The organism is Azospirillum himalayense, from assembly GCF_042657465.1.
GTDB lineage: Bacteria > Pseudomonadota > Alphaproteobacteria > Azospirillales > Azospirillaceae > Azospirillum > Azospirillum himalayense.
The window spans coordinates 1-15156 of sequence record NZ_JBHSLC010000045.1; the positions used below are offsets into that span (position 1 = coordinate 1).

Consider the following 15156-nt stretch of genomic DNA (forward strand, 5'->3'; position numbering starts at 1 on the left):
ATGCCAGTCCCTTCCGGAACCGGTCCGCGGCCAACGGCCAAAACCGCCGCCTGCGCATCCCTTCTCACAACACGGTATCAACGATATCCAAGATCCCGCGGCCCTCAGGTGAACCGCAACACCCCGCGCCCATTCCCTTCGAGGAGTGGGCCGCCAGGGCCAAAACCGATGAACCAGAAATCCGGAGACGAAGCAAACAGCGCCGAATGCTTGGCGCCGTTTCTTTGGATCATCACCCGCTTTTTGATCCGCCGCTGCCGCGTTTGTCTGCGGCGCTGCGTCGGTGGAGCGGTTTATAAGCGTACCCCATCGAACGACGCAAGCCCTTTTTGCACTTCCATGAAAAATTCTTCACAGAGCGACTTATCACCGTAGTCCAAGCTGGAATCAGTGTATGTCCGTCCCTCGCTCGGATCGGGCGCTCCGCCATGGCTGAGCGTGCGGACCAAGGGAGCGGCCTCGCTGCGCCAATCGATTGACGCAGTCACCCCTGTCGGGTTGACAGTGACAAAAATGGTCCGCATGGTCGCCTATAGAAGGTGGTAGCTCCTTGGGCGGTCGAAAAGCCCGCCGCCACAACGGTCCGAAACGTGTGAGGAAGCAATAGGAGGATGACGGTGCGTTCGAGGCTCGGTGGCCTTCCCACGCTCGCCCTGGTTGCCGCTGGTCTGGCGGGGCTCCTCTCCTACACGGTCGCACCGCCCGCCTATGCGGCGGGCGGGCGCACGGCCCCGCCGGAGCGGGTCGCCAAGAACACCGTTAAGGAAACCGGCGAGGACGAGGACGAACGGTCGTCGAGCGCCCATCGCCACATCCTGTCCGTCGGGCGCGGCGACACGCTGATGGACATGCTGACCGGCGTGGACGTCCCGGCCGACGAGGCGACCAACGCCATCGCGGCCCTGCGCAAGGTCTATGATCCGCGCAAGCTGCAGGTCGGCCAGCAGGTCACCGTCCTGTTCGAACCGCGCCGCAGCGGGACCAAGCGATTCGTCGGCCTGGAGTTCCTTCCGGACGTGGTGCGCTCCGTCTCGGTGTCCCGAAAGGGCGACACCGCCTTCACCTCGAGCGAATCGGAGAAGGCGGTCACCCGCCAGCCGGTCGCAGCGCAGACGGTGATCCGATCGAGCCTGTTCGAAGCGGGCAACGCCGCCGGTGTGCCGGTGTCGGTGATGATGGCGCTGATCCGCGACTATTCCTATGACGTGGATTTCCAGCGCGACCTCCAGCCGGGCGACCAGTTCGAGGTCCTGTATGAGCGGCTGGTCACCGCCGACGGCAAGAACGCCGGCGAAGGCGACGTGCTCTACGCCGCGCTGCTTCTCAGCGGCAAGGAATACCCGATCTACCGGCACAAGAGCCGGGACGGGCGGATCGACTATTACAACCGCGACGGCGAGAGCATCCGCCGCGCCCTGCTGCGCACGCCGATCGACGGCGCCCGCATCACCTCGGGCTTCGGCATGCGCCACCACCCGATCCTGGGCTTCAGCAAGATGCACAAGGGCATGGATTTCGGCGCCCCGACCGGCACGCCGATCTACGCCGCGGGCGGCGGTGTGGTCGAGGAGGTCGGACCGAACGGCGCCTACGGCAACTACATCCGCATCCGCCACAACACCCAGATCGCCACGGCCTACGCCCATCTGAGCCGGATCGCCAAGAGCACGCGCCGGGGCGCCCGCGTCGACCAGGGCGACGTCATCGGCTATGTCGGCACCACCGGTCGGTCGACCGGCCCGCACCTGCATTACGAGGTGCTGAAGGGCGGCCAGCAGATCAATCCGAAGAGCATCGACCTGCCGACCGGCGACAAGCTGGAGGGCCGTGAGCTGCAAGCCTTCGAGCAGACGGTGCGGTCGCTGGAGAAGACCTTCGAGCAGGCGCGCAGCGGCCTCCAGCTCGCCCGCACCCCAGGCCCGCACGAGGACAAGGGCTGCACCAAGGCGACGACCTGCTGAGGCGTCGCCTCTCCTACTCCTGGTGAAGAAAGCGGCGGATGGCGCTGGCGAGGATCTGGACGCCCTTCTCCTCGTCGTCCGCCATCTTGCGAAGACGGTCGCGCATGGCCTGAACCTGCGGCTTCATCTGGGACGCCTTGGCGATGGCCAGTTGCGCCTCTTCCGGTTTCATGTCGTCGTCGGCCATGGCGTGCTCCTTCCGCTCGCAACCAGGATGAGACCGTCGGGACCGTCTTTCAACGGTCCGCTCACAATCGAAACAGGCATCAGCGATACAGGCCGGTGCTCTCCACCGCCTGCCCGCCGGTTCCCAGCTTGAATTCCGTGACGCCCGGCGCGCTGTCCGGGTTGATGCCGCCGAGGTCGAGCCAGCCCACGCCGCGCGCCTTCAGCGCCAGGGCCGCGCGCCACAGCACCAGCCGCATCGCGCCGCTCTTGCGCCCCGATTCGCTCGACCAGCCGATCTGGTAGGTGGCCGAACCGCCATGGATGCAGAAGAGCGCGCTCGCCGCCGGGTTGGCCTTGTTGGAACGATCCTCCAAAGCGGCGGCCATCAGCACCCCGTCGCCCTTCCCCCCGCCTTTCAGCAGCCCGTTGCGGATGCGCACGGCCAGCGCGCCGGTCATTGGGCGGAACTGCTTGGTCTGGGCCTGCTCATGCTCCTGCTTCATCAGCCAGGGCAGGTTCTTGGCCTCCCAATCGAGGTCGATGACCAGACCGGCCTTCTCCGCTCCCTTCAGCCGCTGCCGCCAGTCGCGGGCCATCGCAGCCCTCAACTCGTCCTCGCCGCGCGACAGATCGAGCCAGACCGTGCGGTAGCCGGGGCCGAAGCGGCGGAAGCCGCAGCGCCGCAGCATCGCCTCGGCCTCCGAACCGGCGGCGAGTTCAGGGAGCAGGCTGGCCCGGTTCAGCGGATTGTCGGGGCAGGCCCGGCGCAGCAGGCGGAAGACCGCCTCCTGGGTCGCCATGTCCGGCTCCACCCCGTCGAGCCACAGCGGGCCGCGGTGGATCTGGCGCTGGTGGAACAGGCGCAGCGTGCGCCGTTCCAGAAGCTGCACCACCCCGATCGGCGCCTCGTCCCGCCGGATCAGGCCGAGCCGCGGCACGAAACCGTGGGTGCGCCCCATGGCGCCGGCGTAGGCGAAGCACTGCGGCAGGGTGGAGCGGGGAACGCGGGCAAGGAGCGCCGCCCACTCCCCCACCGTCCCCTCGTTCCACAGGATGGTGACGGCGCCGTCGGACGAAGTCGGCATGAGACTGATCCGGCGTCAGGCGGGCGGCAGGGCCGAGGTGGCCTCTTCCACCTGGGCGAAGCTCGGCCGGTATTCGGGCTCCAGCACGTTTCGCGAGTATTCCACCGAGATGGCCGGCGCGTAGCCGGACAGATGCGCGATCAGGCCGATCTTCATCGCCTGATAGTATTTCCCTTCGGCGTGGTAGATGTTCTTCAGGCCGCTGGCGATCGGCGCCAGGAAGCCGTAGGCGACGAGAATGCCGGTGAAGGTGCCGACGAGCGCGCCGCCGATCAGCTTCCCCAGCACTTCCGGCGGCTCGGTGATCGAGCCCATGGTGTGGATCACGCCCAGCACCGCCGCCACGATGCCCAGCGCCGGCACGGCGTCGGCGACCGCCTGGATGGCGTCGGCGATCCGCTGGTGCTCGTGGTGCATGGTCTCGATGTCCTCGTCCATCAGGTCGACCAGCTCGTGCGGGTTGTCGGCCCCCAGCGACATCAGGCGGAGATAGGTGCACAGGAACGCTATGGCGTGGTGGTCGCCGTAGAATTTTGGAAATTGCTGGAAGAGCGGCGAATCCTCGGGTTTCTCGATGTGCTGTTCGAGGGCGAGCAGCCCCTTGGTCTTCGCGATCTTGAAGACCTGGTACATCATGGTGAGAAGTTCGAGGAAATCATCCTTCTTGTATTTTGGCCCTTTGAAGAGGTGCCCGAGTTCCTTGCCGGTGTGGGTGACCACCGCTTTTGGGTTGCCGATCAGGAAGGCGCCGGCAGCGGAGCCCAGGATGATCATGAACTCGAAGGGCATCCACAGCACACCCAGGTGCCCGCCGCCCAGGACGTAGCCCCCGAAGACGCTGAACACCACGACGCCGAAGCCGATCATCACGAACATGTCTTCCGTCCTCCAGCGTCATTTCCCGTGCCTTGGCCGGTCCGCATCCCGGAACCTCGGCCAAGCGGGCGTGCTTGCGTTCTGCCGGCCCAGTGACGCAGCAATCCCTTGAGTTTTTGTAAATCACCCGGCGTCGGACGCGATCCTAGCCGTGACAAAGAGTCCTGTCACGAAAGGAGTACTCGAAAGGCAGCCTGCCGCCGCCGCATGCGCAAAAGAAAAGGGACCGCCCGCGGGCGGTCCCTCCTGACGCGTTCGGACGATCCGGCGCCGGCCCGATCAGCCGATCCGCCAAGTGTCCGGAGCCTCCTCCAGACGCTTGAGGAGCGCCACGCGCTGCTGCTCGATCTCGTCCGGCAGGTGGCTGCCGAAGCGGTTGAACAGTTCCTCCTGGTCCTTGGCCTCGGCCTCGGCTTCCTTCCGGTCGATGTCCATGATCTTCCGGAACTTGTCCTCGGCGAAATCCAGACCGGCCCAGTTCAGGTCCTGGTAGCGCGGCATGTAGCCGAACGGGCTCTCCGCCGCATCGACCGCACGGCCGCGGACGCGGTCGACGATCCAGCGCAGGACACGCATGTTGTCGCCGAAGCCCGGCCAGACGAACTTGCCGTTCTCGTCCTTGCGGAACCAGTTGACGCGGTAGATGCGGGGCAGGTTCTCCACCTTGCCTTCCATCGCCAGCCAATGGTTCCAGTAGTCGGCCATGTTGTAGCCGCAGAAGGGCAGCATGGCGAAGGGGTCGCGGCGGATGGCGGCCTGACCCACGGCGGCGGCGGTCGCCTCCGAGCCCATGGTCGCCGCCCAGTACACGCCCTCGCGCCAGTTGTAGGCCTCGAAGACCAGCGGGAAGGTCTTGGACAGGCGGCCGCCGAAGATGAAGGCGGAGATCGGAACGCCCGCCGGGTCTTCCCAGGCCGGATCGATCGACGGGCACTGCGCCGCCGGGGCGGTGAAGCGCGAGTTCGGGTGCGCGGCGGGACGGCCCGACGCCGGGGTCCAGTCGTTGCCCTGCCAGTCGATCAGGTGGGCCGGCGCCTCGTCGGTCAGGCCCTCCCACCACACGTCGCCGTCGTCGGTCAGCGCGACGTTGGTGAAGATGACGTTGGCGTTCAGCGTCTTCAGCGCGTTCGGGTTCGACTTGATGCTGGTGCCCGGCGCCACGCCGAAGAAGCCGGCCTCCGGGTTGATGGCGCGCAGCGTGCCGTCCGGCTGCGGCTTCACCCAGGCGATGTCGTCACCGATGGTGCGGACCTTCCAGCCCTCGAACTGGGCCGGGGGGACCAGCATGGCGAAGTTGGTCTTGCCGCAGGCCGACGGGAAGGCGGCGGCGACGTAGGTCTTCTCACCCTCCGGGCTTTCCACGCCGAGGATCAGCATGTGCTCGGCCAGCCAGCCCTGCTCGCGGCCCATCGAGGAGGCGATGCGCAGCGCGAAGCACTTCTTGCCGAGCAGGGCGTTGCCGCCGTAGCCCGAGCCGAAGGAGACGATCGAGTGATCGGCCGGGAAATGGACGATGTACTTGTGATCGGCGTTGCACGGCCACGCCACGTCCGGCTGGCCGGGCTCCAGCGGCGCGCCGATGGAGTGCAGGCAGGGCACGAAGTCGCCGTCGCCCAGGATGTCCAGCACCTTCTGGCCCATGCGGGTCATCATGCGCATGTTGACCGCGACGTAGGGGCTGTCGGAGATCTGCACGCCGATGTGCGCGATGTCCGAGCCCAGCGGCCCCATGCTGAAGGGCACCACATACATGGTGCGGCCCCGCATGCAGCCCTCGAACAGGCCGTCCAGCTTCGCCTTCATCTCCGCCGGGGCGACCCAGTTGTTGGTCGGGCCGGCATCCTCCTTGCGCTCGGAGCAGATGAAGGTCCGGTCCTCGACGCGGGCGACGTCGCCCGGATCGGAGCGGCAGAGGTAGGAGTTCGGGCGCTTGGCCTCGTTCAGCTTGATGAAGGTGCCCGATTCCACCATCTCGGCGCACAGGCGGTCGTATTCCTCCTGCGATCCGTCACACCAGTGCACCCGCTCGGGCTTGCACTTGTTCGCGATCTCCTCGACCCAGGCCAGGAGCTTCTTGTTCCGCGTGCGCGTTGTTCCGGTCATCCTTTGCCTCTCAACTCGTCTCCGGGTTCGCCGTCCCTTGGAAGCGGGGTCGGCGCCCGGAGGTCCGGACGGCTGGCCTTTTCGGCCCTTATCGAAGCCGTCCTCGTTCGGTGGCGGTGTCGTTCCGCCGGCTCAAACCACCGCAGCCCGGCCCGCAGGCCGGACGGCGGTCATCCCGACGCGCCCCCCGGGCGCGCCCGATGTCCTGATTGGCAAGAGAGGGGTGGCCCCAGGGCCACAAACCCAAAACGGCAACGGGTCGGTCCGTTATGGTCCACTGACGTTTTCTCCTGGTTGCGCTCTTTTTTGCGCGCCGCTTGCCGCGGCGTCGTGGTTAGCCGTCACGATCGTCCGAATCCATTGAGCCATCGGTCACGCCGGGTGCGCTGCCGGGCGCACTTTGGCGAGCCTGCCGAGCGAGCCCGGCGAGAGTGACCCTAGCGTCTTCGGGGTTTTCCACGCTGTGATCGAAATCAACCCGCGCCATTTCGCCGCTGCGGCGCAGGTCGCAGCCGTCGGGGTCGATCCCGGTCATCACCCAAGGCTCGGCGCCGTCGGCGGAGCGTCCGGCCAGAACCGTGGCGTACAGCCGCAAGGCGTCGGCGTGGTCGGCGTTCATGTGGCTCAGGATGGCGCTCTCGGCCTCGGCCAGCGCCGCTGGGACGCCGGGCAGCAGCAGGTCGGTCCGGTCGAGCCACCGCACCCGGCCGAAGCCGGCCACAAGATGGGCGCGCTCCACCGACACGGCGTAAAGGCTGAAATCGGTGAAACCGGCGTAGAGCGCCGCACCGGGATGGCGCGCCAGGAAGCGGGCGCGGTGGCGCGGCTCCTCCGAGCGCTCGGCCCGCCCGAGAACGGACAGCCGAGGCCCGGACAGCGGCTCCGCCAGCCCCGCCGTTCCGTCGAACAGCAGACCGACGCGCGGATCCCGCGCGATGTTCTTCGTGTGGTCGGCAAGGGTGGAGAGAAGAAGAAGCGGAGTCCCATCGAGATCGAAGGCCACCTGGACCAGCGAGGGATAGGGCCAGCCGCCCCGGCCATCCTGTTGGCCATTGTGCTGGGCGTCATCCCCGCGCAGGGCGGTGGACAGCGCCGCCAGACCGGCACCACGCATCAGGCGCCTTGTGGCGCCTCCCGTTCGGCCGCCAACGTCCGATGACGCCGCGGCGCCCGGCCCCGATGGGGTCGGACGGATGGGGGACTCGTCGGAACTCATGCCCTGAAACGAATGCGTTCTCCCGCGCAGCACCGTTTCCCCGGCGCCGCATTGGTGCCATATTGGCCCAGACAAATAGGTTGGGAAAAGCGAAAAGTTGGCTTTTCATGCCTTTGCGCCGCCTATAGGTCGTCGTGGAGCATTCGGAAAGCCCGCATTTCGAAATAAGACGAAACCATTCTTCCGTAGTAAGCGACATCAGCGGGCCGGCCCTCCGCTTCAGTTGGCCGCCGGCACGGGCCGTCGCCGAAACGGGGCGTGTGACTGGGAACGCGAACGACATGTCTCACACCGTAGCGTTGGTGGATGACGACCGGAACATCCTGACCTCCGTTGCCATGGCGCTGGAAGCGGAAGGCTTCGAGGTGCGCACCTACACCGACGGCGCCGAAGCGCTGCGCGGCCTGACCCAGCGCCCGCCGGACCTCGCCGTGCTGGACATCAAGATGCCGCGCATGGACGGGATGGAGCTTCTCCAGCGCCTGCGCCAGACCAGCCATCTGCCGGTCATCTTCCTGACCAGCAAGGACGACGAGGTGGACGAGCTGATGGGTCTGCGCATGGGCGCGGACGACTACATCAAGAAGCCCTTCTCGCAGCGCCTGCTGGTCGAGCGCATCCGCACCCTGCTGCGGCGCGAGGCGGCGACCCGCGACAAGACCGCGCCGGAACCCGGCGTGCTGCTGACCCGCGGTCCGCTGGTCATGGATGGCGCCCGCCATTCCTGCACCTGGAAGGGCCAGCCCATCGACCTGACGGTGACGGAATTCCTCCTGGTCAAGGCGCTGGCCCAGCGCCCCGGCCATGTGAAGAGCCGCGACCAGCTCATGGACGCCGCCTATGGCGAAAACGTCTATGTCGACGACCGCACCATCGACAGCCACATCAAGCGGCTCCGCAAGAAGTTCAAGGCCATTGATTCCGACTTTGCGCAGATCGAAACGCTCTATGGCGTCGGTTACCGATACAGGGAGTGAGGTCCGCGCGCCGGACCACACCCCCTCCCCATCCGTCAAGCCCGGCGCCGCGCCGCGTGCCGCGTCCCGGCGCCGGGTGCGCGGTGTGCCGTCGCCGCTGACCCTGCGGATTCTCGCCGTCAACGTGCTGGCGCTGCTGCTGCTGGTCGGCGCCCTGCTCTATCTCGGCCGCTACCAGGACCGGCTGGTCCAGGCGGAGCTGGACGCTCTGGAGACGGAGGCGCGCATCTTCGCCTCGGCGCTCGGCGAGGGCGCCGTGCAGCGGGCCGCCGACGAGCCGGAGCTGGGCCAGGAGAGCTACGAACTGTCGCCGGAGCTGGGGCGCCAGATGATCCGCCGGCTGGCGCTGGCGACGGAGACGCACACCCGGCTCTACGGCCCGGACGGGCGGCTGCTGTCGGACAGCCGCGTGCTGACCGGCTCGCCCGGCAAGATCGAGATCCAGGAGCTGCCGCTGCCGCCCTCCGGCGACCCGGCGTCCCGCGCGGTCAACGAGTTCTACGCCCGCTTCATCGATGTGGTGCCGAGCCGGGAGAACCTGCCGCTCTACCGCGAGCCGCCGGGCCACGCCGCCGAATCGGCCGCCCCGCCGCCCAATGTGGAACGCGCGCTGGCCGGCGAGAACAGCGCGACGGTGTGGCGGCTGGCCTCCCCCGTCGCCCGCTCCAACCTGCTGCTCACGGTCGCCGTTCCGGTCCAGCGCTACAAGGAGGTGCTGGGGGCGGTGCTGCTGTCGCGCAGCGGCACGGTGATCGACGAGGCCATCCGGTCGGTGCGCACCGACATCCTGCGCGTCTTCGCGGTGGCGCTTCTGGTCACGGTCCTGCTGTCGCTCTATCTGGCCGGCACCATCGCCCGGCCCATCCGCAAGCTGGCCCAGGCCGCCGACCGGCTGCGCACCGGCCATGGGCGCCACACGGAAATCCCCGACTTCACCCGCCGCGGCGACGAGATCGGGGAGCTGTCCGGCGTGCTGCGCGACATGACGGCGGCGCTGTGGGCCCGCATGGACGCCATCGAGCGCTTCGCCGCCGACGTCGCCCACGAGATCAAGAACCCGCTGACCTCGCTGCGCAGCGCGGTCGAGACGGTCAGCCGCATCCAGGACCCGGCCCGCCGCGACAAGCTGATGGCGATCATCGCCGACGACGTGCAGCGGCTGGACCGGCTGATCAGCGACATCTCCAACGCCTCGCGCCTGGACGCCGAGCTGTCGCGCGCCGCGCTGGAGCCGGTGGACATCGGCGCCATGCTCCGCACGCTCGCCGACATCCACCGCACCACCGCGGAAGACGAGGACGAGGAGGACAGCGACGGAGCGGAGACCCCGGCGAGCGTCGTCATCGAGCCGCCGCGCGGCGGGTCGCTGACCGTGAAGGGGCTGGAGGGGCGGCTGACCCAGGTCTTCCAGAACCTGATCGCCAACGCCCTGTCCTTCTCGCCGCCCGGCGGGCAGGTCCGGCTGGCCGCCCGGCGCACCCCGGACGGCGCGGTCGAGGTGACGGTCAGCGACGACGGCCCCGGCATTCCGGAGGGCAAGGAGGAGGCGATCTTCGAGCGCTTCTACACCGAGCGGCCGGCCGGCGAGAAGTTCGGCACCCATTCGGGGCTCGGCCTGTCTATCTCCAAGCAGATCGTGGACGCCCACGGCGGCACCATCCGGGCCGCCAACCGCCTCGGCCCCGGCGGGGAGACGATCGGCGCCGTCTTCACCGTGCGCCTGCCGCGCCCCTGATTGAATTTCCACATCGCGGATGCGGCATAGTTGCAATTTGAGAAAAGACGTATGGACAAAGTCGTGGGTGCGGCGGATGCTCGATTCCGGTCATTCCCGCGCCCGCGACGGCTGGCCTTTCGACAACCGGACGTCACCAACCGGAAGAGGGGCCATGTCAGACTCCAAGTCCGACCTCAAGCCGATCGCACCGCGCCCGATCGACGGGCCCGCCGCGGCCAAGGTGATCGATTTCCGCCGTTACCGGCTGGCCCGCCTGATCAACGACGCCAGCGTCCAGCAGGGCGAACTGGCCCGGATGATGCGCGCGTCGGCCGACGAGCGGACGCAGCTGGCGCAAGCGCTCCAGGGCGCCCAGCGGCATCTGGCCACCATCGCCGACAGCTACAGCCACCTTCTGACCCGGCTTGCCCGCGAGAAGGACTTCCGCACCGCCTGCCAGGAGGCCGCGGAACTGGACGATCTGGAGGAGATGATCCGGCGGCGCGACGCCCTGGCCAACGAGTTGCTGGACATCCGCCGCACCGCCCGGCCCGGCGGCCCATGCCTGAGCCTGACCGTGGGCTGCGACCGGCCGGGCTGACGCCGGAAACCGGTGTCGGGCGCGAGGCCATGGCGGTCGCACCGGCGCATCGGGCGCGTTCGGGCGGGAAAAGGATGCATTTTCGGCATCCCATTGACAGAAGCGGCGGCACGCCTCACCTTCGCGGGATCATGGCAACGATTCATGGCACCTGCGTCCTGGTCGGCACATGGAATGGCGGCCATGGAAACGGCGGCAACCGGGGCGAAACGCCCATCGGCGTGCTGCTGCGGGGACCGTCGGGCAGCGGCAAGTCCGATCTGGCCCTGCGGATGATCGACGCGGGGGCGCTGTTGGTGGCCGACGACCGGGTGGAGCTGCGTGTGGACGATGGCAGGGTGATGGCGACGGCGCCGACGGCGCTGGCCGGACTGCTGGAGGTGCGGGGGGTCGGTATCATGCCGATGCCCACCGCCACGGAGGCGGAGATCGGTCTGGTCGTCGACTTGGTGCCGCGCGACGCCGTGGAACGCCTGCCCGAGGAGGAAACCGTGGACCTTCTCGACCGGACCCTGCCACGCCTCGCCCTCTGCCCCTTCGACGCCTCGGCGCCGGCCAAGCTGAAACTGGCCGCGACCGCCGCGCGTGCGGGTTCGCTGGGAAAGGTGCCCGACCTGTCATGACCGATCGTCGTCACTTGGAAGACCAACCTACGGAACAGGCCATGGGACAGGGTGGACAGTTGGTGCTCGTCACCGGCATGTCCGGAGCCGGCATGTCCGTCGCCCTGAAGGCGCTGGAGGATCTGGGCTACGAGGCGGTGGACAACCTGCGCCTCTCGCTGGTCCCGGCGCTGCTGGAGCAGGCCGACCCGCGCCGGCGCCCGCTGGCCCTGGTCATCGACAGCCGCACCCGCGATTTCTCCGCCCATGCCATGCTGGAGGAGGTGGAAGCGCTGAAAGCCCGCGCCGGGCTGGACGTGCGGCTGGTCTTCCTCGACTGCGGGGATGAGACGCTGCAGCGCCGCTTCACCGAGACGCGCCGCCGCCACCCGCTGGCCATCGACCGTCCGGTGCCCGACGGCATCCAGCTGGAGCGCACCATGCTGCTGCCGCTGAAGCGGCAGGCCGATGTGACCATCGACACCACGCAATTGTCGATCCACGACCTGCGCCGCATCCTGGCCGGCAACTTCCAGATCGGAACCCAGGCGGCGCTCCAGGTCTTCGTCACCTCCTTCTCGTTCCGGATGGGGTTGCCTCGCGAGGCGGACCTCGTGTTCGACGTACGATTCCTGACGAATCCCCATTATGATCAGGACCTGCGACCGCTGACCGGATTGGACCCCCGCGTGGCGGCGCGGGTGGAGGGCGACCCGGATTTCGCCGAATTCTTCCGTCATCTGACGGACCTGTTGCAGCCGCTTTTGCCGCGCTACAACCAGGAGGGCAAGAGCTACCTGACCATTGCGGTCGGCTGCACGGGTGGCAAGCACCGCTCGGTGTTCGTCGCCGAACGGCTGGCCGCATGGCTGGGCGGGCTGGGGCTGAAGGTCGGGATCAGTCACCGGGAGCTGGAACGGCAGGCCCCGCGGGCCGGCTGACAGCGCAGGGTTGGCCGGGAGGGTTGGCACAAGGGGCGGGTCGGATCGATCCGGATAAGGGATCGTTCATAAGTGCCGCAATAAGAATGCGGCTTCGGGGGAGGCTCCAGAATTGAAGGATGTCCCATGATCGGTATGGTTCTGGTAACCCACGGGCGCCTCGCGGAAGAGTTCATCGCCGCGCTGGAGCATGTGGTGGGTGAGCAGCAGCAGGTGCGGGCCGTGTGCATCGGCCCAGACGACGACATGGAGCAGCGCCGTCAGGACATTCTGAACTCCGTTGCCGACGTGGACGACGGGTCCGGCGTCGTCGTGCTGACCGACATGTTCGGCGGGACCCCCTCCAACCTCGCCATCTCCATCATGGACAAGGCGAAGGTCGAGGTGATCGCCGGCGTGAACCTGCCGATGCTGATCAAGCTGGCCAGCGTGCGCCGCCAGGAAACGCTGACCCACGCCGTGACCGCCGCGCGCGAGGCCGGTCAGAAATACATCAACGTCGCTTCCTCGCTGCTGTCGGACGGGTGACCCGATGAGTTCTCCAGACGAGAAGGCGCCCGCACAAGGCGCCCCTGGGATCGACGGACAGAATCCGGAGAGGAATCCCGAGATCTGCCAGACCGTCACGATCAGCAACCAACGCGGCCTGCACGCCCGCGCGGCGGCGAAGTTCGTGAAGCTGGTCGCCACCTTCGATTGCGAGATCGAGGTGCGGCGCGGCGAGACCCAGGTGTCGGGCGAATCCATCATGGGCCTGATGATGCTGGCCGCCGGCCCCGGCACCTCGGTGGAGCTGTACGCCTATGGCCGCGAGGCCGAGGAGGCCATGGCGGCGCTCGTGGATCTGATCACCCGCAAGTTCGATGAAGACTGACGTTCCGGCCGCCGGCCAGGGGCGGTCGTTGCGCGGGCTGGGCGTTTCGCCCGGCATTGCCATCGGCCCGGCCCATGTGGTGGAGAGCGGCGCCGTCCGCGTTCCCGAATACACCCTCACCGCCGATCAGGTGGAGGCCGAGGCCGCGCGCTTCGCCGACGCCTGCGGCAAGGCGCGCCGCCAGATCCGCAAGCTGAAGGCCAAGGCGCTGGTGCTGCCCGGCTCGGCGTCGGAGGAGATCGGCTTCCTTCTCGACGCCCATCTGGCGATGGTCACCAACTCGCGCCTGACGCGCGGCGTCGAGCGCCGCATCCAGCAGGAGCTGGTCAACGCCGAGGCCGCGGTGCAGGCGGAGATCGCCACCATCGCCCAGACCTTCGCGAGCATGGAGGACAGCTATCTCGCCGGGCGAATCGCCGACGTGCGCGAGGTGGGGCGGCGCCTGATCCGCAACCTGATGCGGCACGAGTATCAGGCCTTCTCGATGCTCAACCCCGGCGCGGTGATCCTGGCCGAGGAGCTGACCCCGGCGGACACCGCCCTGCTCGACCCGCGCCGCGTCGCCGGCTTCGCCACCGTGCTCGGCGGCGCCGAGGGGCACACGGCGATCATGGCGCGCTCGCTGGGCATCCCGGCGGTGCTCGGCGTCGGCGGGCTGCTGGCCGGGCTGAGGAACGGGATCACGGTCATCATCGACGGGGTCCAGGGGCGCGTCATCATCGACCCCACCCCCGAGGTGCTGGAGGACTACCGGCAACGCCGCGCCGAGCGCGAGCGCGAGCGCGAGCAGCTGAAGGGCCTGCGCAAGCTGCCGGCGGTCACCCGCGACAACACCGCGGTGACGCTCCAGGCCAATCTGGAATTGCCGCGCGACCTCGACCACGCGCTGGAGAACGGGGCGCAGGGGATCGGGCTGCTGCGCACCGAGTTCCTGTTCATGAACCGCGACCAGCTGCCGGACGAGGACGAGCAGTACACCGTCCTGCGCTCCATCGTGGAGGGCATGGGCGGGCGCACCGTCACCGCCCGCACCATGGATGTCGGCGGGGAGAAGCTGGCCGGCTGGATGGCGGGCCGCTACGGCGAGCCGGCGAACCCGGCGCTCGGCCTGCGCGCCGTCCGGCTCGGCCTGCGCGAGCCGAAGCTGCTGGAGACGCAGCTCGCCGCCATGCTGCGGGCCGGCGTCCACGGGCCGCTGCGCATCCTGCTTCCGATGATCTGCTCGGTCGCCGAGGTGCAGCGCGTGCGCGAGATGATGGGCCAAGTCGCCCGCCGCCTGCGTCGCCGCGGCGTTCCCATCGCCGACCCGTTGCCGCCGGTGGGCGTGATGGTGGAGGTTCCGGGGGCCGCGCTGTCCGCCGACGCGCTGGCCTACGCCGCCGACTTCTTCTCCATCGGCACCAACGACCTGACCCAATACACGCTGGCCATCGACCGCGGCGACGAGCAGGTCGCCTCGCTCTACGATCCGCTGCACCCGGCGGTGCTTCGCCTGATCCAGTTCACCATCGAGGCGGCGCTGCGCGCGCGCATCCCGGTGTCGGTCTGCGGCGAGATCGCCGGCGATTCGCGCTACACCGCGCTGCTGCTGGGGCTGGGCGTGCGCGACCTGTCGATGGTGCCGCCGGCCATTCCCCTGGTGAAGCGGCGCATCCGCAAGCTGGACCTTCAGGAGGCGACCCGCCGCGCCCGCGTCATCATGGACCAGAGCGACAGCGGGCGGATCGCCGCCCTGCTGGACGACTTCAACGCCGTCGGCTGAGAGGCGGCCGACCGACGGCATCCACGCCGTTTGTCCGGCCACCCGCTTCCGCCCGCTGAAGGTCAAGACCTTCATCGACATGCTGAGCGACACGCGGAACTGGCCGACGCGTCTGCGCTGGAACGCCCGGCCGCAGCCCTGATGCGCATTCCGACCGGAGATCCGCCCCAATCGAATGATCGCACCGGTTGTTGACAACCCCCCATTGTGAAATACTGGCATGCCCATCCGTTGAGGCGCGGCTTCCGGCGGACAGACCAGAATTGGCGGGCC

General features: G+C 68.3%; 14 protein-coding genes and 1 pseudogene. 10 read left to right on the forward strand and 5 right to left on the reverse strand.

From position 1 onward, the window contains the following. On the forward strand, positions 1 to 299 hold a 299-nt coding region (locus ACFPMG_RS20610; protein ID WP_376997051.1), incomplete at its 5' end, for a hypothetical protein. Positions 300 to 611: 312 nt separating this feature from the next. Further along, positions 612 to 1961, forward strand: coding sequence for a M23 family metallopeptidase (locus tag ACFPMG_RS20615; RefSeq protein ID WP_376997053.1), 1350 nt, complete (start codon positions 612 to 614; stop codon positions 1959 to 1961). A gap of 13 nt (positions 1962 to 1974) precedes the next feature. Here the strand turns inward: ACFPMG_RS20615 and ACFPMG_RS20620 are convergent, their stop codons facing one another. From ACFPMG_RS20620 to ACFPMG_RS20640, 5 genes and pseudogenes are all read right to left on the reverse strand, one after another. Continuing rightward, a complete protein-coding gene (locus ACFPMG_RS20620) occupies positions 1975 to 2148 on the reverse strand; it encodes a hypothetical protein (protein ID WP_376997055.1) in 174 nt (57 codons plus the stop codon). A gap of 79 nt (positions 2149 to 2227) precedes the next feature. After that, positions 2228 to 3214: a GNAT family N-acetyltransferase gene (locus tag ACFPMG_RS20625; protein WP_376997056.1), complete on the reverse strand. Its 987-nt coding sequence runs from the start codon at positions 3212 to 3214 to the stop codon at positions 2228 to 2230. Between the two features lie 15 nt (positions 3215 to 3229). Continuing rightward, positions 3230 to 4090 (reverse strand): flagellar motor stator protein MotA, encoded by an 861-nt coding sequence (motA, locus tag ACFPMG_RS20630; protein ID WP_376997058.1) that lies wholly within the window; start codon positions 4088 to 4090, stop codon positions 3230 to 3232. 279 nt (positions 4091 to 4369) lie between these two features. Further along, positions 4370 to 6202 (reverse strand): annotated as a pseudogene (locus tag ACFPMG_RS20635) (phosphoenolpyruvate carboxykinase (GTP)); the annotation flags it as partial. 325 nt (positions 6203 to 6527) lie between these two features. Next, a complete protein-coding gene (locus ACFPMG_RS20640) occupies positions 6528 to 7307 on the reverse strand; it encodes a HugZ family pyridoxamine 5'-phosphate oxidase (RefSeq protein WP_376997060.1) in 780 nt (259 codons plus the stop codon). Between the two features lie 383 nt (positions 7308 to 7690). On the opposite strand from ACFPMG_RS20640, the gene ACFPMG_RS20645 reads away from it, so the two are divergent. The 8 genes from ACFPMG_RS20645 (at position 7691) to ptsP (ending at position 14883) form a co-directional block, all read left to right on the forward strand. Continuing rightward, positions 7691 to 8386 (forward strand): response regulator transcription factor, encoded by a 696-nt coding sequence (locus ACFPMG_RS20645; RefSeq protein ID WP_149167534.1) that lies wholly within the window; start codon positions 7691 to 7693, stop codon positions 8384 to 8386. Then, positions 8358 to 10121 (forward strand): stimulus-sensing domain-containing protein, encoded by a 1764-nt coding sequence (locus tag ACFPMG_RS20650; RefSeq protein WP_376997061.1) that lies wholly within the window; start codon positions 8358 to 8360, stop codon positions 10119 to 10121. The genes ACFPMG_RS20645 and ACFPMG_RS20650 overlap by 29 nt, the downstream gene beginning before the upstream one ends. Positions 10122 to 10275: 154 nt before the next feature. Then, positions 10276 to 10704 carry a hypothetical protein gene (locus ACFPMG_RS20655; RefSeq protein ID WP_376997063.1) on the forward strand — a complete coding sequence of 143 codons (429 nt, stop codon included), beginning with the start codon at positions 10276 to 10278 and terminating at the stop codon, positions 10702 to 10704. Positions 10705 to 10835: 131 nt separating this feature from the next. Then, positions 10836 to 11327, forward strand: coding sequence for an HPr kinase/phosphorylase (locus ACFPMG_RS20660; RefSeq protein ID WP_376997065.1), 492 nt, complete (start codon positions 10836 to 10838; stop codon positions 11325 to 11327). 41 nt (positions 11328 to 11368) lie between these two features. Then, positions 11369 to 12247: an RNase adapter RapZ gene (gene rapZ, locus ACFPMG_RS20665; protein ID WP_376997066.1), complete on the forward strand. Its 879-nt coding sequence runs from the start codon at positions 11369 to 11371 to the stop codon at positions 12245 to 12247. A 126-nt stretch (positions 12248 to 12373) separates the two neighbouring features. Further along, positions 12374 to 12775 (forward strand): PTS sugar transporter subunit IIA, encoded by a 402-nt coding sequence (locus ACFPMG_RS20670; protein ID WP_014199776.1) that lies wholly within the window; start codon positions 12374 to 12376, stop codon positions 12773 to 12775. Positions 12776 to 12779: 4 nt separating this feature from the next. After that, positions 12780 to 13121 (forward strand): HPr family phosphocarrier protein, encoded by a 342-nt coding sequence (locus ACFPMG_RS20675; protein ID WP_183181234.1) that lies wholly within the window; start codon positions 12780 to 12782, stop codon positions 13119 to 13121. Further along, complete coding sequence (ptsP, locus tag ACFPMG_RS20680) at positions 13111 to 14883, forward strand: phosphoenolpyruvate--protein phosphotransferase (RefSeq protein WP_376997069.1); 1773 nt, start codon at positions 13111 to 13113, stop codon at positions 14881 to 14883. Before ACFPMG_RS20675 ends, ptsP begins: the two co-directional genes overlap by 11 nt. Positions 14884 to 15156: the final 273 nt, after the last annotated feature.

Bases quoted from the DNA above. Each gene is read 5' to 3' on its own strand.
- motA (WP_376997058.1), bottom strand. From the start codon at position 4,090: ATGTTCGTGATGATCGGCTTCGGCGTCGTGGTGTTCAGCGTCTTCGGG.
- ACFPMG_RS20650 (WP_376997061.1), top strand. From the start codon at position 8,358: ATGGCGTCGGTTACCGATACAGGGAGTGAGGTCCGCGCGCCGGACCAC.
- ACFPMG_RS20625 (WP_376997056.1), bottom strand. From the start codon at position 3,214: ATGCCGACTTCGTCCGACGGCGCCGTCACCATCCTGTGGAACGAGGGG.
- ACFPMG_RS20615 (WP_376997053.1), top strand. From the start codon at position 612: ATGACGGTGCGTTCGAGGCTCGGTGGCCTTCCCACGCTCGCCCTGGTT.
- ACFPMG_RS20675 (WP_183181234.1), top strand. From the start codon at position 12,780: ATGAGTTCTCCAGACGAGAAGGCGCCCGCACAAGGCGCCCCTGGGATC.
- ACFPMG_RS20655 (WP_376997063.1), top strand. From the start codon at position 10,276: ATGTCAGACTCCAAGTCCGACCTCAAGCCGATCGCACCGCGCCCGATC.
- ACFPMG_RS20645 (WP_149167534.1), top strand. From the start codon at position 7,691: ATGTCTCACACCGTAGCGTTGGTGGATGACGACCGGAACATCCTGACC.
- ACFPMG_RS20620 (WP_376997055.1), bottom strand. From the start codon at position 2,148: ATGGCCGACGACGACATGAAACCGGAAGAGGCGCAACTGGCCATCGCC.
- ACFPMG_RS20660 (WP_376997065.1), top strand. From the start codon at position 10,836: ATGGCAACGATTCATGGCACCTGCGTCCTGGTCGGCACATGGAATGGC.
- ACFPMG_RS20670 (WP_014199776.1), top strand. From the start codon at position 12,374: ATGATCGGTATGGTTCTGGTAACCCACGGGCGCCTCGCGGAAGAGTTC.
- ptsP (WP_376997069.1), top strand. From the start codon at position 13,111: ATGAAGACTGACGTTCCGGCCGCCGGCCAGGGGCGGTCGTTGCGCGGG.
- rapZ (WP_376997066.1), top strand. From the start codon at position 11,369: ATGGGACAGGGTGGACAGTTGGTGCTCGTCACCGGCATGTCCGGAGCC.
- ACFPMG_RS20640 (WP_376997060.1), bottom strand. From the start codon at position 7,307: ATGCGTGGTGCCGGTCTGGCGGCGCTGTCCACCGCCCTGCGCGGGGAT.